General features: G+C 55.1%; 14 protein-coding genes and 3 tRNA genes. 14 read left to right on the top strand and 3 right to left on the bottom strand.

Annotation, left to right across the window (positions count from 1 at the left end):
* Nucleotides 1-288 precede the first annotated feature (288 nt).
* The gene (locus tag HED64_RS18720) at nucleotides 289-1,836 is read right to left on the bottom strand and encodes a PQQ-binding-like beta-propeller repeat protein (protein ID WP_168153468.1); all 1,548 of its coding nucleotides are present in this window, start codon (nucleotides 1,834-1,836) and stop codon (nucleotides 289-291) included.
* A gap of 1,193 nt (nucleotides 1,837-3,029) precedes the next feature.
* On the opposite strand from HED64_RS18720, the gene HED64_RS18715 reads away from it, so the two are divergent.
* The 5 genes from HED64_RS18715 to wecB all read left to right on the top strand — a co-directional run bounded on the left by HED64_RS18715 (nucleotide 3,030) and on the right by wecB (nucleotide 10,512).
* Nucleotides 3,030-4,799, top strand: coding sequence for a glycosyltransferase family protein (locus HED64_RS18715; RefSeq protein WP_245326096.1), 1,770 nt, complete (start codon nucleotides 3,030-3,032; stop codon nucleotides 4,797-4,799).
* A 123-nt stretch (nucleotides 4,800-4,922) separates the two neighbouring features.
* Entirely contained in the window at nucleotides 4,923-6,143 is a 1,221-nt protein-coding gene (locus tag HED64_RS18710) for a glycosyltransferase family 4 protein (RefSeq protein ID WP_168153466.1), read from the top strand.
* Nucleotides 6,130-7,920: a glycosyltransferase family 4 protein gene (locus HED64_RS18705; RefSeq protein WP_168153465.1), complete on the top strand. Its 1,791-nt coding sequence runs from the start codon at nucleotides 6,130-6,132 to the stop codon at nucleotides 7,918-7,920. Before HED64_RS18710 ends, HED64_RS18705 begins: the two co-directional genes overlap by 14 nt.
* Before the next feature lie 120 nt (nucleotides 7,921-8,040).
* On the top strand, nucleotides 8,041-9,273 hold the full coding sequence (wecC, locus tag HED64_RS18700) for a UDP-N-acetyl-D-mannosamine dehydrogenase (protein WP_168153464.1): 1,233 nt from the start codon (nucleotides 8,041-8,043) through the stop codon (nucleotides 9,271-9,273).
* Between the two features lie 54 nt (nucleotides 9,274-9,327).
* Nucleotides 9,328-10,512 (top strand): non-hydrolyzing UDP-N-acetylglucosamine 2-epimerase, encoded by a 1,185-nt coding sequence (wecB, locus tag HED64_RS18695; protein WP_168153463.1) that lies wholly within the window; start codon nucleotides 9,328-9,330, stop codon nucleotides 10,510-10,512.
* A gap of 136 nt (nucleotides 10,513-10,648) precedes the next feature.
* On the opposite strand, the gene HED64_RS18690 is transcribed toward wecB, so the two are convergent.
* On the bottom strand, nucleotides 10,649-11,338 hold the full coding sequence (locus HED64_RS18690) for a response regulator (protein ID WP_168153462.1): 690 nt from the start codon (nucleotides 11,336-11,338) through the stop codon (nucleotides 10,649-10,651).
* A gap of 5 nt (nucleotides 11,339-11,343) precedes the next feature.
* Nucleotides 11,344-12,531, bottom strand: a complete 1,188-nt coding sequence (locus tag HED64_RS18685) for a sensor histidine kinase (RefSeq protein ID WP_168153461.1) — start codon at nucleotides 12,529-12,531, stop codon at nucleotides 11,344-11,346.
* Nucleotides 12,532-12,700: 169 nt separating this feature from the next.
* Here HED64_RS18685 and HED64_RS18680 point away from each other — a divergent pair, with 169 nt between their 5' ends.
* The 9 genes from HED64_RS18680 (at nucleotide 12,701) to HED64_RS18640 (ending at nucleotide 22,466) form a co-directional block, all read left to right on the top strand.
* The gene (locus HED64_RS18680; RefSeq protein ID WP_168153460.1) at nucleotides 12,701-13,759 is read left to right on the top strand and encodes a 3-isopropylmalate dehydrogenase; all 1,059 of its coding nucleotides are present in this window, start codon (nucleotides 12,701-12,703) and stop codon (nucleotides 13,757-13,759) included.
* 100 nt (nucleotides 13,760-13,859) lie between these two features.
* On the top strand, nucleotides 13,860-14,954 hold the full coding sequence (locus HED64_RS18675) for a branched-chain amino acid aminotransferase (protein ID WP_168153459.1): 1,095 nt from the start codon (nucleotides 13,860-13,862) through the stop codon (nucleotides 14,952-14,954).
* A 765-nt stretch (nucleotides 14,955-15,719) separates the two neighbouring features.
* Entirely contained in the window at nucleotides 15,720-16,991 is a 1,272-nt protein-coding gene (locus HED64_RS18670) for a choice-of-anchor P family protein (RefSeq protein ID WP_168153458.1), read from the top strand.
* An 819-nt stretch (nucleotides 16,992-17,810) separates the two neighbouring features.
* Complete coding sequence (galE, locus tag HED64_RS18665; RefSeq protein WP_168153457.1) at nucleotides 17,811-18,926, top strand: UDP-glucose 4-epimerase GalE; 1,116 nt, start codon at nucleotides 17,811-17,813, stop codon at nucleotides 18,924-18,926.
* A gap of 3 nt (nucleotides 18,927-18,929) precedes the next feature.
* Nucleotides 18,930-19,691 (top strand): fumarylacetoacetate hydrolase family protein, encoded by a 762-nt coding sequence (locus HED64_RS18660; protein ID WP_168153456.1) that lies wholly within the window; start codon nucleotides 18,930-18,932, stop codon nucleotides 19,689-19,691.
* 148 nt (nucleotides 19,692-19,839) lie between these two features.
* Entirely contained in the window at nucleotides 19,840-21,345 is a 1,506-nt protein-coding gene (gene gltX / locus HED64_RS18655) for a glutamate--tRNA ligase (protein ID WP_168153455.1), read from the top strand.
* Between the two features lie 786 nt (nucleotides 21,346-22,131).
* Nucleotides 22,132-22,203: transfer RNA gene (locus tag HED64_RS18650), tRNA-Gln, on the top strand.
* 68 nt (nucleotides 22,204-22,271) lie between these two features.
* A tRNA-Glu gene (locus HED64_RS18645) sits at nucleotides 22,272-22,344 on the top strand.
* Between the two features lie 49 nt (nucleotides 22,345-22,393).
* A tRNA-Glu gene (locus HED64_RS18640) sits at nucleotides 22,394-22,466 on the top strand.
* Nucleotides 22,467-22,499 lie beyond the last annotated feature (33 nt).

Below are 22,499 nucleotides of genomic sequence, written 5' to 3'. Positions count from 1 at the left end.
GACGTCATTTGCCTTGTGGATGGCTCCGGAACTGCGACGATCCGGAGCCAACTGCTGAATAGCCTCAGAAAGTAGTGATGTTCTGGCAATTTGGTATGCCTGCCCGGAGTGGGCGCTACCAACTCGTTGCCCATTACGCGGAGTCGGCGTACCACATAGGCATATTTGCCACTGGGAGATCACATATCATCCGGGGATGTGTGCCATGGGGTTTGCTGGACTTTCCAAAAGCTGTGTTCGACGACTTGCTCGGTGAGGTCGCCACCGATGCCGATTGTCTTTGCTTCATTAGTCGCCGGGCTTGCGCGTGGTGAGTGCTGTGTCGGGGCCGGAGAATATGTCCAGCTCCACCAGAACGGTATTATCCGTCTGCCCAAAGACTCTGCCGGATGGCGTTGCAGTGAGCCGGCTACCGAACTTGTATCTGCCATTTGGGTCCCCGATGGTGGCCTTGGTGCCAACGCGGAAATCCACAACCGTAATGGTTCTCTCGGCACTGTGCACGATTTTGGATCCGTCACCCACTTTGGCGATGTCGGCGAGGGCCCAGCCCGCGCGTCTGTCGGCGTTATGTGCATCCGTCAGCCGATGCCGTGCCGCCAGTTTCCCATTGGTCGGGTCGATGATATTGATGCCTTCAATGTCGGCCACCACCAGCCAACCTGCAATGAGCTTGGGTGCGTACAAAGCGCCAGAAGAGACGACAGGTGCGGTTTCCCAAACCTTCTTTTTCGTTGCGATCTCAAGCTTGAAGATGTTGGCTGGACCCTCAGTGTCCGGGATGCCGTAGCCATTGCGCACCGAGGAGGTCCCGTAGACGTATCGATCATCGGCGGCGAGCCCAATGATAGAGTGGGCCTCCACGAAGCCCACTCCGCCGCCGTCAAGAACCCAAGCGATCTTGTTAGTTTCCGGGTCGATCATGCCCAGCACACCGCCGGAACGGCCGTAATCGGGCACAGTACCGAAGAACACATTGCGGGAATTGACCGCCCAACCAAACGGCCGAGACTGGTGGTACGTGTAGCCAAGCCGTGACAGCCTTTCGTATCCATCGGGTTTGTTCTTCTTCCGGCTGTCCACGCTGATGATGTCCGCAGAGCCGTACGAGCCGATGTAGCTGCGTGTCGCGTCGAACTCGATCATCCCCTCGACCTGGTTGACAAGATCCTCGCCATCGGGGGAGCGCCAGCGGGCTCCGGTGTCCGGATCGATGGCGGCGAGTCCATGTCCCATAAAACCGCCCACATAGACCTTTCCGTCGGAGTGCCCCATGAGCGATTGGATCGTGAATTCACCGTCGGTGAGTGCGAACGTGTGTACCTTGTCCACGGATCCGCTGGCCAGGTTAAAGAACTCGAGGCGCAGGCCGGTGGGGACCTCGCTGACCACAATCACGGACTTGGCGGTGGAGTACAGCGCGAGGGGTGACTCGGTCCCGATCGGGCCCAGCCTGGTGTCCGTCCACGACATCGTGTCCGTCGCGTAGAGGAACCCCTCAGTCATGGTGTAGGTGCGCTCGTTGGTTTGGACTTCCATGGAGGCCCGCCGGTAGGTCCAGACGCGGTCCGATGAGCCGGCCCACTTTCTCGTTACTGGGTCAAGCAACAGCACGGCTTGGACATTGCTGGCGCTCACGACGACGCGATTTCCGAGAATTTTGATGGAGGAGACGAAACCGTTTTCCATTGGATTCGGCAATTGGATCTCGGTGCGTTGTGATGGCTGCTTTGCGGGAAAGGTGAACAGACGGGGGTTTAGGGAACCGGTGCCCGCCCATATGGTATCGCCCGGACCAATAGCCAAGCTGCGGACGTAATCGGTGTCTGGTGCCATGCGCGAGTGTACTTGGATTTTTTTGTTTGCCAGATTGTAGGTGAAAGTTGATCCGTTGGGGTAGGCTCCACCCCAAACGTTACCTACTGAATCCATCTGCAACTCGTATAGCGCCTTGGCACCAGGTACTTTGCCGATCGTGTGTATTACTTTGGGGCTGGACGCGCTCCAGTACAGGAGGCTGCCACCGGTGGTGAGATAGAGGGTCTTTCGTTCCCGATGCCAAACGAGGGACTCGATCCCACCATTGTTACTCGTAGACAGACTGACCACGTGTACTGCCTCACCGGCTTCGGGGTTGACGATCTGCAATTGGTTGACGGGTCCTACTATTGAAACCGCCATCCATGGGATTGGTGCGCTGGTTAGCCCTGGAAGCGGTATCACGGACTTAATACTTAAACCTGGGAACGCCGTTGGGTAATGCAAAATCGCACCGCGGGTGTTTGGTGCGCGCACCAAGGGCGAGGTTAATAATGGGTCCCGGGATCGAAAGGCTTGCGGTCCGGGTAGTGGAGTGGGATTGGGTTCCGAACTTGGCGCCGGAGCCTTCTGACCAGAAGTCATGTTTCCCACGGGCCATGAGAGGGGTGATACTGCAATACCGCCGGCGGCCAAAGCAGCGAGGGAAAGAAGACCGCGGCGGGTCAGTCCCTGTGGCCTGTTCTGCGGATCTTGAGGCACGGATAGACTCCAGTGGATCATGGATGGTGCTGGATTAGTTTTGAGACTAGCAGTCGAAGCTGGTGAATTTGCGGGCGCCGTTGCTGGGAATGTCGAATCTCACATGCACGTGAGCGGAATGCTCTGTCAAATCGGGATGGGCGAGAATTATGGACTAGTTCGTGCTGAAAGCGAGCTTGTTCCTTGCGTCCTGACTCACTGGACAGGCGGATCCCAAGGGCGAAGCGCACTTTGAGACCACCTCAAGAGCATGAATTCAGTGTCCTTGGACGCTACCCATAGGTGATGGAATAGGATAGGTGCGACGGATAGTATCAACGAATTTTGGATGGTCGCAGGTCTCTGCCTGTAGGAAAGGAACAACCATTAGTACCCTGCGGACTGCGCTCTGGCATTTGCGACAAGGTGGACCGGCACAGGTTGTCCGTTGGAAACGTCGGCAACGCAACATGGCCCTAAACGGTGCGAGCGATATAGGTGCAAAGCGTGTCAGTAGGCTCCAATCTGGAATGGACCAGCTGGATTTTCCTCCGCTCCAACCGAATGTTGCAGCATCCACCCAGTCAAGAATCCGGGTCGGAGTCATCTTGGATGATTTTTCGATGCAGGCTTGGGGCTACGAGTGGGACTGTCTTGCCTTGACGCCAGATGCTTGGCAGCAGCAACTCGCAGAAGCTCCGATAGAAATGCTTTTCGTCGAGTCTGCGTGGGCCGGCAATGGGAAAGCATGGGCCTACCACTTGACTGGAACTTCGGCTCCACGGCCGGCACTTGTTGATCTGGTGACTTGGTGTAAATCTCAAGATATTCCAACAGTTTTTTGGAACAAAGAAGATCCTCCCCATTATCTGGACTTCTTGGATTCGGCTCGACTCTTTGATTATGTTTACACTTCCGATTCGACACAGATCGAGCGGTACGTAAATGACCTAGGTCATGACCGTATTGGAACTTTGAGTTTCGCTGCGCAGCCTGCAGTCCATAATCCCATTCGACCGAAAATCGGGTTCCATGCGCGAGACGTCGCTTTCGCAGGAATGTACTTCGCTCACAAATTTCCGGAACGCCGTGAACAAATGAACATGCTTCTCTCCGGCGCGTTAGACGTTTCAGGGACCATGGAGTACGGCCTGGAGATCTTTTCCCGGCAATTGGGAGGGGACGAAAATTATCAATTCCCCGCACCATTCAAAGACCATGTTGTGGGTAGCCTCCCATACGAAAAGATGCTCACTGCATACAAAGCGTACAAAGTGTTCCTCAACGTCAATTCCGTTATTGATTCGCCGAGCATGTGTGCGCGGAGAATCTTCGAAATTACTGCATCAGGAACGCCTGTCGTAACTGCACCCAGTCGGGCGATTGCGGAGTTTTTCGATAAGTCGGAAGTGATCGAAGTCGGAAACCGCAAAGACTCGGCCAGCATTATTCGTTCCTTGGTGCGCAGCAAAGAATTGCGTGACCGGACCGTGCACTTGGGGCAGCGAAGAATCTGGCAAGAACATACGTACGCACATCGCGCCGAACTGGTACTCAAAACGTCCGGGATCAGCACGCAAACTGCCGAACCTAACTCTATGACTCAGAGGCCAACCATCTCGGCGTTGGTGTCTACTATCCGGCCACAGCAGATCGCGCACATCCTGACGACCGTGGGTCAGCAAGCCAATGTAGATGTGGAATTGGTACTGCTGACTCATGGGTTCGAGCTGGACGAACAAACGCTCCGGGATCAAGCCCAAGAGGCCGGAATCAGGAGGCTAATTCTGCTCCATCAACCTCGGTCGACCTCGCTCGGAAGCTGCCTCAACCTTGCAGTTCGTTCAGCGACAGGCTATTACGTCACCAAGATGGATGATGACGACCTTTACGGTAGCCACTATCTTCAAGACCAAGCAGCTGCCCACCGCTACAGTGGGGCTAGCGTCGTCGGTAAACAGGCGCACTACATGTATCTGGGCGAACGTAACGCAACGATTTTGCGGTTCCAAGAGCGAGAACACCGATTTACTGATTTGGTGATGGGACCAACGATCTTTACAACTCGGGAATTAATGCTCGAAGTCCCGTTCCTCGAACTCGGTAGGGGAGAGGACACTAACTTCTTGCGGCGAGTTGTCGAGGCTGGTGGTTCGATTTATTCGGCGGACCGCTTCAACTTCGTCCAAATGCGATCTTCGCAAGGCGATGGCCACACCTGGTCCGTCGAAGAATCCGAACTGTTGGCTACCGGGGTCGTGTCATCGTTCGGGCTGAACGAACAGCACATCATGTTCTGACTTCTAGAAACCACGCGCCTACTTCCAATTTTGGGCATAAGTGCACCTAAAAAATGCTCAATCCACTATGGCGTACAATTGATTGATCAATAGGGCGAGGTCGCTCGTCGAGTTAGGTGAATTATGTCAGTGGGGGCCATACGCGTTCTTTTGCTGACCCATTCCTATTCACCGGAAGTTTCTCCTCCGCAGCGTCGCTGGGATTCCTTCGTCTTTGTTATGCGTAATGCAGGATGGAATGTCCAGGTGGTAACACCTCGGAGTGGACCGATCGGTGAGGGCGAGTCGAAACGGCGGCTGTTGGGTTCGGTCGAGGTGGGTTCGCATGGTGAATACATCCGCGGATACGCCTCTATGAAGAAGTCACGGCGCATTACTGGCAAGATTCTCAAAAATGCCCTTGATGGAGCGCTGATGCTTCCTCGAGCGTTGTTGCAGGCCCGGCCTAACGTAGTTATTGCCACAGTTCCGGCTCTACCGACGATGTTCATCGGTTATTTAGTGGCAAAGTTGTTTAATCGACCGCTACTTCTAGAAATGCGGGACGCTTGGCCCGAACTAATTTCCGATTCGCGGATCCTGCGTTGGAAGTGGCTAACAAGACTGGCCCAGTGGGGTGTTCGGTTTGTTCAACGTCGGGCCACCATGGTCGTGACGGTGACAGATGGGTTCGCGCAAATTCTTACTCGAGATGGGGTTCGTGCTGTTCATACCATCCACAATGGAATCAGCACCAGAAACTTTGAACCGCTGCCCGCTGCGCCTGAACGCACCGACTCAAAGCTTCACGTGCTTTACCTCGGGAATCTGGGGGAAAGTCAAGGGCTCGAATCTGTAATTCTGGCGTCAACGATGGTTTCCGAACACGTCAAGGTTCGCATCGTGGGTGCAGGAACTGCGAACGAGCGCTTGCGGCTATTTGCTCAGAAGATCGAGGCAGACGTTGATTTCCAAGAACCGGTGCGAGGTGAAGCTCTTCGATCTCATTACCAGTGGGCCGACACGTGTGTTGTGAGTCTGAGAGACGATTGGGCCAGTTTTAACCACACCGTCCCATCCAAGATCTATGAACTTCTATCTTTGGGCTGTCACATCACCGGAATAGTCAAGGGTGAAGCAGCACAAATTATCAGCGATGCGGATGCCGGCGATATCGTCGATCACGATCCTAACCACATTGCAGATTTATGGCGCGAATTAAGCGCGAATAGACAGAAGCTAAACGTCGGTTCGACTGGTCGTGATTGGGTCTTCGAAAAGGCCTCATTGGAAAAGCTGGGCCAAAAATACGTGGAATTGATACGCGGCATCGCTGCACGGGGTACAAATAATGATGGCCACTGAACCGACTGATCAATACAACGCACAGCCTCGCATGGCGAGAAACGGTTTGATCATTTCCCGGATTGTCCTCGACAACCTCCGTGATGACCCCAGCTACTTTTTCCTACAAGTCGCACGACGTATTGACTCCAATTTACTGTCGCGCGGTTCTTCGGCCTTGGCGAGGGTTATTCCCAAACGAGCGATTATTTGCAAAGCCCTAGGATTGCTACTTTCTGGGAAGACCACGGAGCTCGGCACCTACCTTCTGCAATTGGATCCTCAGAAGTTAACGGATCGAACCGTAGCCCGTCTCTGCGATATGGCGATCGCGATCGGCGACGCGCAGAGCGCTTCGCATGTCCTACGAGGCGGAGCTTCGTCGAGTGTCGCGTTGTCCCGGGCGCGCGCCCGGCACGCCTGGTACTTAGGGGATATGCAGAGAGCCATCGATATTCTGTCGGATCTCGGGCGTGGGCCCAGCAAGCAGCTTCGTCATTACCAAAGCGAACTTCTTGTCTTTCAGGGTGAGCTGCCGACAACCGCACGACCAAAGGAAGCTAAGCGCCAAGTATTAGGCGGCCAGAGCGCTCTTCACTTCTTGACGAACTCACTGCCACACACGGGCAGCGGCTATGCTCAGCGGTCACATTCGATCATGACCTCCCTCCGAGATGCCGGATGGAAGATCGAAGTTCTTACACGCGCTGGATACCCATTATCCGTCGGAAAAATTCGGGCGAAAGAGCAAGACATCGTCGACGGCATTCCGTATCGACGGATACTGCCTGCCAAATACCGGTCGGACATGCGATCAAAAATCCAACAGCAGGCAGATGCCTTGGAAGAAGCTGTGTTTCGGATGCGCCCCAGCGTACTGCACACCACCACCGACTTTTCCAATGCTCTCGCTGTTATGAGCGTTGCCGAAGCCCACGGCTTGCCATGGGTATATGAGGTGCGAGGGCAGTTGGCTGATACTTGGGCCTCAACTCGTCCCGAAGGCGCGAAGACCTCGCAGCGCTACGTGTTGTTCAAGGAACGTGAAGCTTTTGTGGCATCGCGAGCGACCCACGTGCTGACGTTAGGTCAGACGATGAAGGCCGAATTAGTACGACAGGGTGTTGACAGCTCCAAGATCTCGATTGCACCAAATGCGATTGGTGACGCATTTCTTGAAGCACCGATTGAACGGGTCAAAGCCCGGGAAATGTTGGGTCTTGCCACGGAGCACCAATATGTGGGAACGGTCAGTAGCTTGGTTGCATATGAAGGTCTTGATCTTTTGATCATGGCCGCGGCGGAGCTTATCCCTAACAATCCTCGTCTTCGTGTCTTAATAGTCGGTAGTGGTGTTGAAGCTAACAATCTCAAGGAATTAAGCAAGAGTCTCGGCATTTCTGAGTATTGCATCTTCCCCGGTCGGGTACCTCGGGACGATGCACGCACGTACCACTGCGCATTGGACATATTTGTTGTTCCTCGGAGGGACCTTTCTGTCACGCAAGCGGTGACCCCACTGAAGCCTGTCGAGGCGTTAGCCTGCGAAGTCCCGGTCATTGCCGCGGATTTGCCAGCACTGCGTGAACTGGTGGTGCAGGGGGAGACGGGGCTATTGGTGCAACCGGATGAGTTCCATTCTTTAGCAGAAGCCATTGAGAGTTTGCTGGGAGACCCATCAACGAGAGCGATGATGGGTGCCGCGGGTCGGCAGAAAATGCTTGCTGAACGGACATGGTCTGCAAACGCAAATATGCTCTCGGCAACGTATGCAAAAATCATCCACAAACTGCAATGAATGGACAAATGCAGTATTCTGAACGAGGTTACGAATCGTAGCCTCCTGAACTTCAGTGCCACAGCTGGGTAAATACGCCCCGCTGCGGTGCGTCCATTCGAACCAAGGGGAAACGTCATAGTGACGAGTATCAAAGAAGTTGCCGTAGTTGGACTTGGCTACATCGGTCTGCCGACTGCAGCGATCCTTGCCTCCAAAGGCATCATCGTCAAGGGCGTCGACGTAACGCCACGCACCGTAGAAGCTGTTAACCGTGGAGAGGTTCCGTTTGTTGAGCCGGCCTTGGGTGACTTTGTCGCCGCTGCCGTGGCCAACGGTACTTTGACCGCCAGCTTCGAGACGCCGGAAGCCGACGCATACATCGTGGCTGTTCCGACTCCGTTCAACGCCGACCACACTGCAGATCTCTCCTACATTGAGGCTGCCGCCGACAAGATCGCCCCGAAGCTTCGCGGCAACGAGCTCGTCATCTTGGAATCGACTTCACCTCCAGGTGCCACTCAGCACATGGCCGATCGCTTGCTTGCTGCTCGTCCAGATTTGGATGCCTCGACACTGCACATTGCTCACTGCCCCGAGCGAGTCCTGCCCGGCCGTGTCATGGAAGAGCTCGTCACCAATGATCGCATCGTCGGTGGCATCACCCCAGTTGCAGCTCAGATGGCTAAGGATCTTTATAGCGTCTTCTGCGAAGCCGAAATTCTTGTCACGGATGCGACGACTGCCGAAATGGCCAAGCTCGTCGAGAATTCCTTCCGCGACGTCAATATCGCCTTTGCCAACGAACTGTCGGTGATCTCAGACAAGATCGGTATCGACGTCTGGGAACTCATCGAGCTGGCCAATCACCACCCACGCGTCAACATTCTGCAGCCTGGACCAGGCGTTGGCGGACATTGCATCGCCGTAGATCCTTGGTTCATCGTTTCTGCTGCCCCGGAAGAATCCAAGCTGATTCGTCAGGCACGCGAAACCAATGATGCGAAGCCTTTCTGGGTCGTTGACAAGGTTATTGAGTCGACCCAAACTCCGGGCTTCAATGGCAAAGTTGCCGTTTTGGGCTTGGCTTTCAAGGCCAACATCGACGATCTTCGTGAATCGCCGTCGATCGCGATTGCCCGTTCGCTGGCCGAAAAGGCAGCTGACGTTGAATTCTTGTTGGTCGAGCCGCACATTGAAGAGATGCCTAAGTCACTGACTGGCATCAACAATGTGCGCCTCGTTACCACCGAAGAAGGCCTGGATAGCGCCTCCACCGTGGTGGTATTGGTCGATCACGATCAGTTCAAGGCAGTACCGGCAACCGCATTGGCCGGCAAGGATGTTATCGATACTCGCGGTCTTTGGCGCTAGTCTGATGGAGTTACTTCCATCCACATCATCACTCGCCCCAACGGATAGGTAATCGTGAAGAAAATTATGCCGATTTACGGCACTCGGCCAGAAGCCATCAAGGTGGCGCCGATTGTTAAGGCTCTGAAGGATTCCGAGCTCTTTGATTGCGTAGTGACCGTCACCGGTCAGCATCGGGAAATGCTTGATCAGGTGAATGAGCTCTTTGACATCACTCCTGACTATGATTTGGATGTCATTCAGCCGCGACAGACGTTGAACTCGTTGCTCACCAAGACGATCAATGGTCTTGACGAGATCTTCGAGAAGGAAAAGCCGGATGCCGTGGTTGTCCAGGGAGACACCACGACGTCCACAGCTGGTGCCATCGCGGCCTTCTACCGGGGAATCCCAGTGATCCACGCTGAAGCCGGACTGCGTAGCTATGACATCTTCTCGCCGTTCCCTGAAGAGGCGAACCGCAAGATGACTTCTCAGATCGCAAGTCTGCACCTCGCGCCGACAAGCCTGAGCCAGCTGAACCTGATCAATGAGACGATCGATCCGAAGACGATCTCGGTCACCGGTAACACGGTTATCGACGCGTTGTTCGCAGTCGTTGAAAAGAATGTTCCGTTCGGTGATCCTCAGCTTGAAGCGTTGGTTGCTTCAGGCCGCAAGATCGTTTTGGTGACCACCCACAGGCGCGAAAACCAGGGCGAGCCCATGCGCGGTATTGGTCGAGCACTGGCGCGTCTGGCAGCCATCGAAACCGACGTTGAATTCATTTTGCCGCTGCACCGTAACCCGGCAGTGCGCGAAGCGTTGCTGCCGGAAATCGATGGCATCTCAAACATCACCTTGACCGAGCCTTTGGCCTACGGTGAATTCACTCGTTTGATTGCTGCCGCGAACATCGTCTTGACCGACTCAGGCGGAGTCCAGGAAGAAGCTCCGAGCTTGGGGAAGCCGGTGCTCGTCATGCGCGAAAACACAGAACGCCCCGAAGCCGTTGTTGCGGGTACCGTGAAGCTCATCGGCACCGACGAAGAGACGATCTTTGAGTCTGTCGAACTGTTGCTCAACGACGTTCAGGAATACGAAAAAATGGCCTTGGCCACCAACCCCTACGGGGATGGTAAAGCTGCCGTTCGTACGGTTGCGGCTATTGCCGAGTTGCTTGGCGTTGGTACTCGATTGGATGACTTCGATTCGAACTTAGCGTCCGAGGACAGTCTGGTAAAGGCTACAAGCCTCTAAGCACGGCTCGATAGTTCAAGGCCTTGGTCCCAAACGTACTGTTTGGGACCAAGGCCTTTCGCTTTGCTCCCCACCTATGAAGTGATAGACGAGCAACCATACTGACTGAGCGTCCAATGTGTACCTAAGGAGGGTTTTACGGGGTGACGATTCCGGTTTCATAGGCAATGACAACCGCCTGAACACGATCGCGCGCGCTGAGTTTGGCCAAAATATGACCAACATGAGTTTTGACGGTGGCTTCGGATAGAAAGAGCGCGGTTGCGATTTCGGGATTTGATCTGCCGTTGGCGATGAGTGAAAACACTTCATGTTCTCGTCGGGTCAAGGATTCTACCGCTTTTACGTGAGCACTGTCTGGGAGCGTCGTACTGCGTAGCATGGGCGCGACGTGGTCCAGGAGCCTGCGAGTGGTTGAAGGGGCTATGACGGCATCACCACGGTGCACTGTCCGGATCGAGTCCAAGAGTTCTTCCGGGGGAGTGTCTTTAAGAAGAAAGCCACTAGCACCAGCCCTAATTGCCGATAGTGCGTACTCATCAAGATCGAATGTGGTGAGGACGATGATTTTTGGTCCAGGAACGTCTTTCGTTTTCCCTGCCAGTAAATGTTCGGTAGTTTCGATCCCATTCATTTCGGGCATTCGGACATCCATGAGAATGACATCCGAGGAGGCAAGGGCCAAGGACGAGATAGCTTCTCGACCATTTGAGGCCTCGGCAACGACCTCTAAGTCGGCTTGTGAATTGATGAGCATCCTGAATCCACTTCTAACTAAAAGCTGATCATCGACGAGTGCAACCCGGATGGGATTATCTTTAGGCAAGTCTCTTATTCCTCGGTGTAGGGGATAAATACGTTTACGCGAAAGCCGCCGCCGGCCTGTGGTCCTGCATCAACGCGGCCTTCATAAAGTGCAACGCGTTCGATCATGCCTCTTAGTCCTTGGCCGGCATCAGCCGACGTTAGCGCCCCGGCGCCCCGTCCATTGTCAGAGACCTGCAGGTTGAATCCCCGGTTATCCCAATGAAGGGTCACTCTCACGGTGGTTTCTGGGCCGGCATGCTTGAGAACGTTTGTGAGTGCCTCCTGCATTGCTCGGTATGCGGTGAGTTCTGCACCGGCGGGAAGTTGCCGTCGGGCGCTTCCATCCTGTTCAAATATGATTTGGAGGCCGATTTTTCGGGTGGCTTCCAAGAGGTCGGGAATGTCAGTGAGCGTCGGCAGGGGGTGGGTGGATGCTTCGTCATCACTTCGCAAGACACCGAGCAACCGACGCATCTCTCGCAAGGATTCACGGCCTGTTTGCGAAATGGTGGCAAGAGTTTCTCGCGCGATGTGAGGATCTTGTTCACTGGCATAGCGAGCTCCGTCGGACTGTGTAATGATCACCGATAGGGAATGGGCCACTATGTCATGCATTTCTCTAGCTATGTGGCTGCGTTCATCGGCAGCAGCGAGCAAACGTTCTTGTTCCCGCTCAATTTCTAATCGACGGGCCCGATCTTCCAGTGTCTGCATCGTCAAGCGGCGGGTGCGGACCAGATCCCCGAACGTCCAAGCGACGAGAACTACCAATCCTAGGCCAACAAAAGAGGCAACGGTCTCATACAGCGATTGTGAACCAGCTAAATATGAGTAGCGGAAGCTGCCTAAAAGCGCTCCCACAAATCCTGCCGATAGACCCACCATTGACTGCCATCGTTTGCCGTAGGCGGCCAGCGTATACACGGTGATCGGAACGGCGACCTGCGAGGGCATCATCTGATCCATAGTGAGAACTTGGAGTAGATGAGCAAGCACAATCACTGTTGCGACGAAACCTAGATGTTTTCGACGCCAAATGAGCGGAAAGGTTTGGGCAAGGGCCAGGACAGCGGCGAAATAACCGTATCCATTGGCAGAGAAAGCGACTCCCGATATCACGCCAAAGACGAGAAAAATAAAAAGCCCGAAGATGAGGTCCATCTTGGCTGGATGCTCTCGAATCCATTTGTCTATTGTGCGGTGCGGCGTCATTCGTTTCCTGGGTAAAAATCTTGGAGGCGTCTCTCGCAACAAGCCTACGGTGAATTGTCACGCGGTTCCTCATGCCAAGGCATGAGATTTAGAGGGAACGTCACCACCGATGACCATATTGTGAGACGGGTTGCTCACATAGTGATACGAGTCGATAAACTCATGTGTCATGAGCGAATCCTTGAATATTGCCGTCATTCCAGGTGATGGCATTGGTCCTGAAGTAATTGCCGAAGCAGTTAAGGTCCTGCAGGTGGTCACGGTAAACACCGGTGTAAACCTGAAGCTGACCAACTACAAACTTGGTGCCGAACACTGGCTTGAGACCGGTGAGACGCTCCCCGAAGAGACACTCACCGCCTTGCGTTCCCATGACGCTATCCTCTTTGGCGCTGTGGGTGCCGCACCGGGTGACACTCGGATCCCCTCGGGATTGATCGAGCGAGAGATGCTTCTCAAGCTGCGCTTCAGTCTTGACCACTTCGTGAACCTGCGTCCCTCCAAGCTTTACCCAGGAGTTCCGAGCCCGCTGGCCAATCCCGGTGAGATTGACTTCATCGTGGTACGAGAAGGAACCGAAGGTCCTTACGTGGGTAACGGCGGTGTCCTTCGTGCCGGGACCCCTCATGAAATCGCCACTGAAGTTTCCATTAACACGGCACACGGTGTTGAGCGCGTCGTGCGCGATGCGTTCCGCCGCGCTAATGATCGCCCACGCAAGCACCTGACGTTGGTCCACAAGCACAATGTCCTTGTTTTCGCCGGACACCTGTGGCGACGTGCGGTGGAAGCCATCGCCCCAGAATTCCCCGAGGTCACTCACGATTACTTGCACGTGGATGCGGCAACCATCTTCATGACCACGAACCCCTCGCGCTTCGATGTTATTGTCACCGACAATCTCTTCGGTGACATTTTGACGGACCAAGCTGGCGCCATCACCGGTGGTATTGGCTTGGCGGCTTCGGGAAACATCAATATGGATCGCACCGCACCATCCATGTTTGAACCGGTACACGGATCTGCTCCGGATATTGCCGGTCAGCAGAAGGCTGATCCGACGGCTGCAATCCTCTCGACGGCTCTCTTGCTCGACCATGTGGGCCTGCCAGAGCTGGCCCGTCGTGTTGAGGCAGCCGTCGAAGGCGATGTTGCATCACGTGATGAAATGACCGACCCGCGCACCACGAGCGAGATCGGCGATGCAATCATCGCCGCACTGGCTTAGGGTGGAACATAGGTTCATTTAGGAACCAAATCTTAGGCTGGCAAGTCCATTAGGGCTTGCCAGCGCTGATACCCAGTCGAAGAGGAAGCCTGACGGCATCATGGAATTCATTGAAGATCTCTCAACACACCGAAAAAGTGATCAGGAGCGCGCGGAGATACTAGCCAACCCGGGTTTCGGGGATTTCTTCACCGACCACACGGCCGTCATTGATTGGGCCGCGACAGCTGAAGACTCCACGGGTACCTGGAGCAACGCCCGCATCGAGCCATACGGTCCGATTGCCATGGACCCAGCCGCCTCGGTTCTGCATTACGGCCAAGAAATCTTTGAAGGCCTGAAGGCATACCGACATGCTGATGGCAGCGTCTGGACGTTCCGCCCCCATGCCAATGCGGCCCGGTTGAACCGTTCGGCCGAGCGACTAGCTCTCCCGCAGCTTGATGAGGACGTCTTTGTCGATTCGTTGCGGAACTTGGTGCGCGCAGACGTTCAGTGGGTTCCCAACGGCGAAGGGGAGGCTCTCTACCTCCGCCCCTTCATGATTGCCACCGAAGCATTCCTGGGTGTTCGCGCAGCTCGAAACGTCTCCTACCGAGTCATCGCTTCCCCCGCAGGAAACTACTTTGGCGGTGAGCTGAAGCCAGTAGGTATCTGGGTTTCCCATAATTACGCTCGTGCCGGCCGTGGCGGCACCGGTTCGGCGAAGTGTGGCGGAAACTATGCTGCATCCTTAATTGCCCAACTTGAAGCCGAACAAAACGGTTGCAAGCAAGTGCTCTTCCTTGACCCATTCAACAATGAGGCCGTTGAGGAACTCGGAGGCATGAACGTCTTCTTCGTGATGAAGAGCGGAAAGCTTGTCACGCCGCGGCTGACCGGCACCATCCTTGAAGGAATTACTCGTTCTTCAATTATTCAGCTGGCACAAGATCGTGGGCTCGAAGTTGAAGAGCGCACCATCACCCTGGGTGAATGGCGTGACGGCATCGCGAATGGAGACATTGCTGAGGTCTTCGCTTGTGGCACGGCAGCGGTCATCACACCAATTGGTGTGTTGAAGAACGGCGAGGAGCACATCGGCAATCCGGATGCTGCCGCAGGCGCGGTCACCATGGCTCTGCGTGATGAATTGCTTGGGATTCAAACCGGAACGGTAGAAGACCGCCACGGTTGGCTTGAGCGCTTGGCCTAACCAAGTCGCTTTTATTGGGTAGGGGATGGGATTCGAAAGAGATCCATCCCCTTCGCCAGTTAACTCGGCTCCTCGTAAAGGGGCTTGGGGGCATTTTTTGATTCGGTATGGACAGTGGCCGTCGGCTCCAAGAAAAGTTCGCCATTTGAAGTTGGGGATGTTTCTGAACTCGAGTGAAAGCCAGCAGATGGGTTCGATTGGTCCGTAGACTGCCTCTGAGGGTTCGATTGATGAGCGTCGAGCTTTGATGTTGGTGAGCATTTCTCCCCATCAGGACGCTTGTCCGGCCAAGATATTGGAGTGGCAGTCGCTTTATAGTCCTCCGCCTGGAGTTTTGCCCAGCGCAGCTCCGATGGTGGCAGCAGATGCGCAAGATACGTGCGCTCGAACCTCGCTAGCACTGGGCTTACGGCGTCTCAGATCGTACGGCCTCACGCGGTCCTCGCTACGCCCAACTTAGGTAGGACGCGGGCGGTGTCATCTTTTCCTTCGTTCTCTGACACTCTTCTATCCGCACCTAACATTGAAGACGCTTGGTCAGCTGGGTGGTTCCGGACTACTGTGCTTTAGCCCAGGGCCTCGTGAAAACGACGAAATGCCGTATAACCCAATGAGGTATCGACCGAGAGCGAAATTGTGCTTTCGCGGCAGGTAGCGCGATCTATCTGCTCTTTTTGTTCTATTGTTCGCCCTGACTTCAGGGAGTAATCTGTGACCACTGCGAGCGGCGAGGTCTCGTGTCATTTTTGTTCTGGGGAGAAATTTATGAAACGAACAGTCGTGGCGCTGATTGGCGCCTTATCACTAATTGTTGCGGGATCGTTGACGCCGTCACAGGCTGCGGTCCCAAGTATCACGCCAGCACAGGTCAGTACTGGTTTCGTGGGGATCGCCTACGGTTCCTACATTTTCAATTCTGACAAATCGCTCACTTCGGGTCCGACAGCGTATTCAGGTGTCAGCTGCACCGCTGCCACCGGCCAGACTCGTACTAATAGTGCGGCTGCTGTGAAGGTGCCGGCTGTAGGAAATGTCGGAGCGGTGACAACCAGTGTCAAGTCCCTCCTTTCAACGACCGGGAAGCGAATCGACGCACGATCAACCGTGGCCAGTACGAATCTGTTGGGCGGTCTCATCACAGCCGGGGCTATTACCTCCGACAGCTCCGCGGAGAAGGGCGCCTCTGGTGCATTTGTCGGTACTAATAAGTCGATCATAACCAGTCTCAAGGTGCTGGGTCTCCCCGTTAGCGCCAGTGCGGCTCCCAACACAATCATTGACCTGAAATTGCCTGTATTGGGGTCGGTGGGCAAAATTACGCTGAATGGCCAGTCGAAACAACTAATTGACGGCAACTACGTGGTGTCCACGACCGCCTTGCGTGTGCAGGTCCTCAAAGCCGGGATAGTGGGCGTTAAGGCCGGAACAGACATTAATCTTGGTGTTAGTATCGCCAAATTGACGCCACCGCAGAAAGGATATCTGGCGGGTACAGGATTTACTACTCAGGCTACGTTATTGACTGGTCTCATAGGGTCAGGTCCGACAGCGCTTGCGACTGTCAAATGCGGCGGCGGAACCACGGCGGCAAACTTGGCCGGAGTCACCGTCTCTGGTCTCGCATCTGTCGGGGCTTCCTCGACGAAGACCTCGGGTGTCTTGACGCCCGCGCTCAAGAGTAGCGTGACGAACAACCTCGTCGGGCTCAATGTTCTCAATGGCTTGATTCGGGCAGACGCCATCAAGGCGGAGACCAGTGCTAGTCGTTCCCCGGAAGGCGGCAAAGTGACTTTGACAGACACCTCGACTTTCGCCAATCTCAGGATCGCGGGATTGCCAGCAATCAATGCATCGGTGGCCCCGAACACAGTGATTCAGGTGCCGGGTCTGGGGCAGGTCACTTTGCACAAGGTAAGCAAATCGACTACGACGATAACCGTCACCATGATCGAAATCGTCTTGAAGCAGGCGGTTGGAACTCTGCCCCTGGGATCGAAGATTCTGATCGGCTATTCCAGCTCGAGCGTCCGATCATAAGCCTACTTTGTGGCTATGGGGTGCCGTCGCTATCCGCGGCGGTACCCCATTTTTCTTCGGACGGCTATTTCGCCTCTACGTGTTGAAACAGGGTCGATTCTTTTGATTTGACTTGATTTGATTTCATTTGGTCAATGGCTGCTGGCACTGCGTGGTTTACACATTCTGGAGTTGGAGAAAATTCGGTATTCGTGAGCAAGCTTGCGGAAGGATGTGGGTTCATCGATATAAATGATCACGGAACCATTTAAGGCTAGCTAAGTTTTTGACGTAGTTGCGCATTTTTCGTTAGAACTTCGATGTCAGTCCGGGTCTTGCTGCGTCTGGAATCACTTGAAACGGGTGGAGCCGGTGATTTGGCCAAGAGTTCAGGCCTCACGCTTATGAAGCGCGGTGGATAGCGATGGATCGCTGGTAGTACCGCTAATCAAGTGCGACTTCTTTAGCACACATCCCCTGCCTCGAGATTCTCTACATTCGACTGGGTGCAGGCACCCCTGCGCGAGAAAGCATCCGTGGGATCTACCCTGGGCAACACAAGGCTTATGTGTATCGAGCTTTTTAGTTCAGATGGTTTTTGCCAATATCGATTCGAGGCAACCCGACGACTTTCCCTCGTGGCCACGATGCGCTACCGCGAGGCAAGTGAGACGTCCACATAGATTGCCAACGGATTAGGTAGCTACACGAATCAGAGCGTGCGCCGGCCTCTCGACCGCCGCAAGCAGACGCCCGAAATGGATGCACAGTGACATCTGTACCCAAAAAGGCGAGACGTTGAAGCCAAGTAATGGCTAGTGTTTTCCGTAGACTAGCCTTATGAGAATCTTGGTTACCGGCGGCGCCGGCTACATCGGCTCCCACACTGTCTTGTTGCTTCTGGAACAAGGGCACGAAGTCCACGTCCTCGATAACCTGAGTAACTCCTCACCCGAAGCGTTGCGGCGTGTTGCCGACCTCACCGGGCAGCAAGCCCACCTACATGTTGGTGACCTCTTGGATCAGGACCGTGTTGCCGAGGTCATCGCTGCGGCGAAACCCGAAGCCGTCATTCATTTTGCGGGTCTCAAGGCCGTTGGCGAATCAGTGTCCAAGCCGTTGACCTACTACCGTAACAACGTCACCGGAACCCTGAACTTGCTCGAAGCCATGGATGAGCACGGGGTTCGAACGCTGGTCTTCAGTTCCTCGGCCACGGTTTACGGGGATACCGTCGAGCTTCCCATCAACGAATCCACCGCCCTTTCTGCAACCAACCCCTATGGACGCACCAAGCTTCACATCGAGTACATGCTTGATGATCTCGCAGCCTCTGATTCACGGTGGTCGATTGCTAAATTGCGCTACTTCAATCCTGTTGGCTCACATGAGTCTGGCCGTATCGGTGAAGACCCCCAGGGTATTCCAAATAACCTCATGCCTTTTATCGCCCAGGTAGCAGTTGGTGTCCGAGAAAAAGTCAACGTCTTTGGTGGAGACTACCCAACTCCGGATGGCACAGGTGTTCGCGATTACATTCACGTTTTGGATCTTGGCGCCGGCCACCTAGCCGCTCTGGAATACTTGCAGGATCATGGTGGGCTACACGCGTGGAACCTCGGAACGGGTAACGGTTCTTCAGTACTAGAAGTTATCCAGGCCTTCGCTCGTATCTCCGAGAAAGAAGTTCCGTATGAGGTTGTTGACCGACGTCCGGGGGACGTTGCCGCAAGCTACGCAGATCCAACGCTGGCCCGTGAAGAAATTGGGTGGAAGGCCGAACGTGGGCTCGAACAAATGGTTGAAGACATGTGGCGGTGGCAGTCAGCAAACCCCACCGGATATCCAGACGAAGAATCCTATGTCGTAGCTGACGAGGATCAAAGCGAAGAAGGTGTGGCTAAGGCCTCGGCGGCAAAACGGGCATCTAGTAGTCACAAAGCCACTAAGCTGTAAACCATGCGTATTGCTCGTTTTGTCGTTGACAGTGACCCCATGTACGGCGTCGTGGAGGATGGCGAGGTTCTCGTCATCGCCGGCGACCCGTTCTTCCAAGGAATCAAGCCAACCGGCGTCAAGCACAAGCTTGAAGACGTCAGGTTGCTCGCCCCGATTATTCCCCGCTCCAAGGTGGTGTGCTTCGGGCGCACCTATGCAGACCACGCGGCAGAATTGGGTAACAAGGTTCCGCCCGAACCATTGATGTTCTTGAAGCCCAACACGGCGGTAGTTGGAACCGGCGACCCGATCACATTGCCCAGCTTCTCGGAGGAAATATCCTATGAGGGGGAGCTGGCCGTTGTTATTGGACGTATTTGCAAGGACGTTCCGGCCGACAAGGCCCAAGATGTAATTTTTGGTTACACGATTGCCAACGATCTGACGGCGCGCGACGCCCAGCGAACAGATGGTCAGTGGGCCCGCGCTAAGGGCTGGGACGGTTCGTGCCCGCTGGGTCCATGGATCCAGACCGAGCTTGATCACGAGGACACACAATTGATGACCCGCCTTGACGGCGTAGTGGTCCAGGACGGCAACACCTCGGAAATGGTGTGGGGCGTCAACGACCTAGTTGCCTATGCTTCGGCCGCCTTCACTCTGCTTCCGGGCGATGTGATCCTCACCGGCACACCCGCCGGTGTTGGCGAAGTGGTTGACGGTCAGCGCGTGGAAATTGAGATCGAAGGCATCGGAACTTTGAGCAATACCTTCCGTCGCTAAGTCTTTGAAATAGAGCCATAGATTGAACTAAGAGGTTAGGCGCTTTCCTCCCCGAGTAGGGGACGAAGGCGCCTAACGTCCTTTACCGACAGGCCGCCTGTACTCTCTTGACGGGCCGAGCGCACTGGCGGCATAGAATGGGAACATCATGACTGATGTATCCCTCATTCCCACCGTGACCGATGAAACCCCCGTCCGCGTACGCTTCTGCCCGTCTCCGACCGGCACCCCGCACGTTGGCCTGATTCGTACAGCCCTGTTTAACTGGGCCTATGCGCGCCACACCGGCGGAAAAATGATTTTCCGCATTGAAGACACCGACGCCAAGCGCGACTCCGAGGAAAGCTACAACCAGTTGCTTGATGCCTTGGACTGGTTGGGTATCACCTGGGATGAGGGCGTTAACGTTGGTGGCCCGCACGAACCGTACCGCCAGTCCCTGCGTGGTGACATCTACGCCGACGTTATCGCCAAACTTCGCGCAGCAGGCCACCTCTACGAGTCGTTCTCTACTCCAGAAGAAGTGGAAGCCCGCCACAAGGCCGCCGGCCGCGACCCGAAACTGGGCTACGACGGATTTGACCGCGAGCTAAGCGAAGAGCAGATTGCCGGATACCGTGCAGAGGGTCGCGATCCCGTGTTGCGGGTGCGCATGCCGGATGAAGATTTGACGTTCACCGACGTCGTGCGCGGGGAGATCACCTTCAAGGCGGGATCCGTTCCTGACTTCGTTGTGGTTCGTGCTAACGGGCAGCCGCTCTACACGCTCGTTAATCCCGTGGATGACGCCTTGATGGGCATTACCCACGTGCTGCGCGGTGAAGACTTGCTCTCTTCCACTCCACGTCAGATTGCCCTATACCGCGCTTTGATCGACGTGGGAGTGGCCGAGTACATGCCACTGTTTGGTCACCTGCCATACGTTATGGGCCAAGGCAACAAGAAGCTTTCAAAGCGTGATCCGGAATCCAGCCTCTTCCTGCACCGCGATCGCGGATTCATTCCGGAAGGCCTTCTGAATTACCTTTCTTTGCTTGGTTGGTCACTCAGTGCTGATGAAGACATCTTCACCCGAGACCAGCTCATCGAAGCATTTGATGTCCATAACGTGCTTTCCAACCCGGCGCGCTTTGATATCAAGAAGGCTGAAGCTATCAACGGCACCCATGTTCGTATGCTCGAGGCAGAAGACTTCCGCAACCGTCTGATCCCGTACCTCCAGGCCAATAACTTGGTGGGGGAGCAGCTGAGTGATCGAGAGAACAAAATCCTCTCGGAAGCAGCCCCGCTGGTACAGGAACGCATCACGCTGCTCGGCGAGGCGCCAGAAATGCTTGAGTTCCTCTTCACCGAGGATTCGGCTATCGAGCCGGCCGCCGATGCACTGAAGGGACTGCCGGAAAACACGGCAGAGATTCTTGACGCGGGCATCGAAGCGCTGGAGTCTGCCGCGCGATGGGATGCCGAGACCCTTCAGGACGTCTTGAAGTCGGCACTAGTGGAAGGAATGGGCGTTAAGCCCCGCCACGCCTTTGGTCCGATTCGCACCGCAGTTTCGGGAAAGCGTATTTCACCGCCACTGTTCGAGTCGATGGTCATCCTTGGCAAAGAGTCTTCACTGAACCGGGTGCGCGCCTTCCGCGCCACCCGATAGCTAAAGAAGTCATCACCAATACCAATAACGAGAACTAAGTCCCCAGTCCACCCGCGAATATCGATTCGCGGGTGGGCTGGGGCTTTTCTTATTCCTCGGCATAGTAGGAGAAGTACAAGAGAAGCCGTGTTGACTGCCGCTTTTCATGCGACCTCTGGTGCGGATTTTCGGATCTTCCCGGTACTCGCTGAGCCAAGGCATAGTGTTCCTGGCCGTAAAGAGCGCCACTGCGAGACCAATGCGCTCTTCATGGCCCTACCGCAAGGCGCCGTCATTGGCGCGAGGGGGTTTCTCCGCAAAGGGATTGACGTTTTAGCGACCGGCGCCAGATGGCATCAATTGCGTCGATAAAGTGGCGCTAAAGCTAAAGCTAAAGCTAAAGCTCAAGCTCAAGCGGCAGGAAGCAGGCGTCGAGGGCTCGGAGCCCGCGGGCGGTCAGCCGCATGAGTGTCGGCTCGCAAGGCGAACTGACACTCACGTGGTTGGGACAGGATCCTAGGTTTTCACGGTCGTTCGGTGATGGCCGCGCTGACCAGTGCGGATGCGCCGAAGGCCTCTAGAAATCCGCGCTAATTCGTGCGCCAGATCACAAAGCAGTTTCACCTAAAAGATCCAAGAATCGTCATCGATTTGCCGCTCGGATCGCTGTAAGTACGCGGTTTTTGGGGGTTGGAAGTCCAAGTGATCCGCCGATTTGTACTTTATGCAGATCCGACTGTATAGTTATTTCTCGTGCTGAGGCGCAGGAAAGCTTTCGAAAGGAAGTTGGAGGGCGAATCAACGCTGTGGGGTATGGTGTAATTGGCAACACACTGGTTTCTGGTACCAACATTCTAGGTTCGAGTCCTGGTACCCCAGCGTCACGGTCTTCGCGAAAGCGAGGACCGGTTTGCGTGGGGGACGTTAGTCCTCCGCGCAAAGCATACGGCCCCATCGTATAGCGGCCTAGTACGCTGCCCTCTCACGGCGGTAACACGGGTTCGAATCCCGTTGGGGTCACGATTCAGATGAATCGGACGGTAACAGTCCTAAAACGTTACAGCTATACGGCCCCATCGTATAGCGGCCTAGTACGCTGCCCTCTCACGGCGGTAACACGGGTTCGAATCCCGTTGGGGTCACAAGCACAAATGGTTCCAAACCTTGTTTGGAAC

This window comes from Paeniglutamicibacter terrestris (assembly GCF_012271785.1).
GTDB classification, from domain to species: Bacteria; Actinomycetota; Actinomycetes; order Actinomycetales; family Micrococcaceae; genus Paeniglutamicibacter; species Paeniglutamicibacter terrestris.
Note: the sequence above shows the minus strand (reverse complement) of the source record. Positions and strands in the feature narration are given on the sequence as shown.

Bases quoted from the DNA above. Each gene is read 5' to 3' on its own strand.
- HED64_RS18710 (WP_168153466.1), top strand. From the start codon at position 4,923: ATGTCAGTGGGGGCCATACGCGTTCTTTTGCTGACCCATTCCTATTCA.
- HED64_RS18675 (WP_168153459.1), top strand. From the start codon at position 13,860: ATGGAATTCATTGAAGATCTCTCAACACACCGAAAAAGTGATCAGGAG.
- HED64_RS18705 (WP_168153465.1), top strand. From the start codon at position 6,130: ATGATGGCCACTGAACCGACTGATCAATACAACGCACAGCCTCGCATG.
- gltX (WP_168153455.1), top strand. From the start codon at position 19,840: ATGACTGATGTATCCCTCATTCCCACCGTGACCGATGAAACCCCCGTC.
- HED64_RS18715 (WP_245326096.1), top strand. From the start codon at position 3,030: ATGGACCAGCTGGATTTTCCTCCGCTCCAACCGAATGTTGCAGCATCC.
- HED64_RS18660 (WP_168153456.1), top strand. From the start codon at position 18,930: ATGCGTATTGCTCGTTTTGTCGTTGACAGTGACCCCATGTACGGCGTC.
- galE (WP_168153457.1), top strand. From the start codon at position 17,811: ATGAGAATCTTGGTTACCGGCGGCGCCGGCTACATCGGCTCCCACACT.
- HED64_RS18680 (WP_168153460.1), top strand. From the start codon at position 12,701: ATGAGCGAATCCTTGAATATTGCCGTCATTCCAGGTGATGGCATTGGT.
- HED64_RS18670 (WP_168153458.1), top strand. From the start codon at position 15,720: ATGAAACGAACAGTCGTGGCGCTGATTGGCGCCTTATCACTAATTGTT.
- HED64_RS18685 (WP_168153461.1), bottom strand. From the start codon at position 12,531: ATGACGCCGCACCGCACAATAGACAAATGGATTCGAGAGCATCCAGCC.
- HED64_RS18720 (WP_168153468.1), bottom strand. From the start codon at position 1,836: ATGGCACCAGACACCGATTACGTCCGCAGCTTGGCTATTGGTCCGGGC.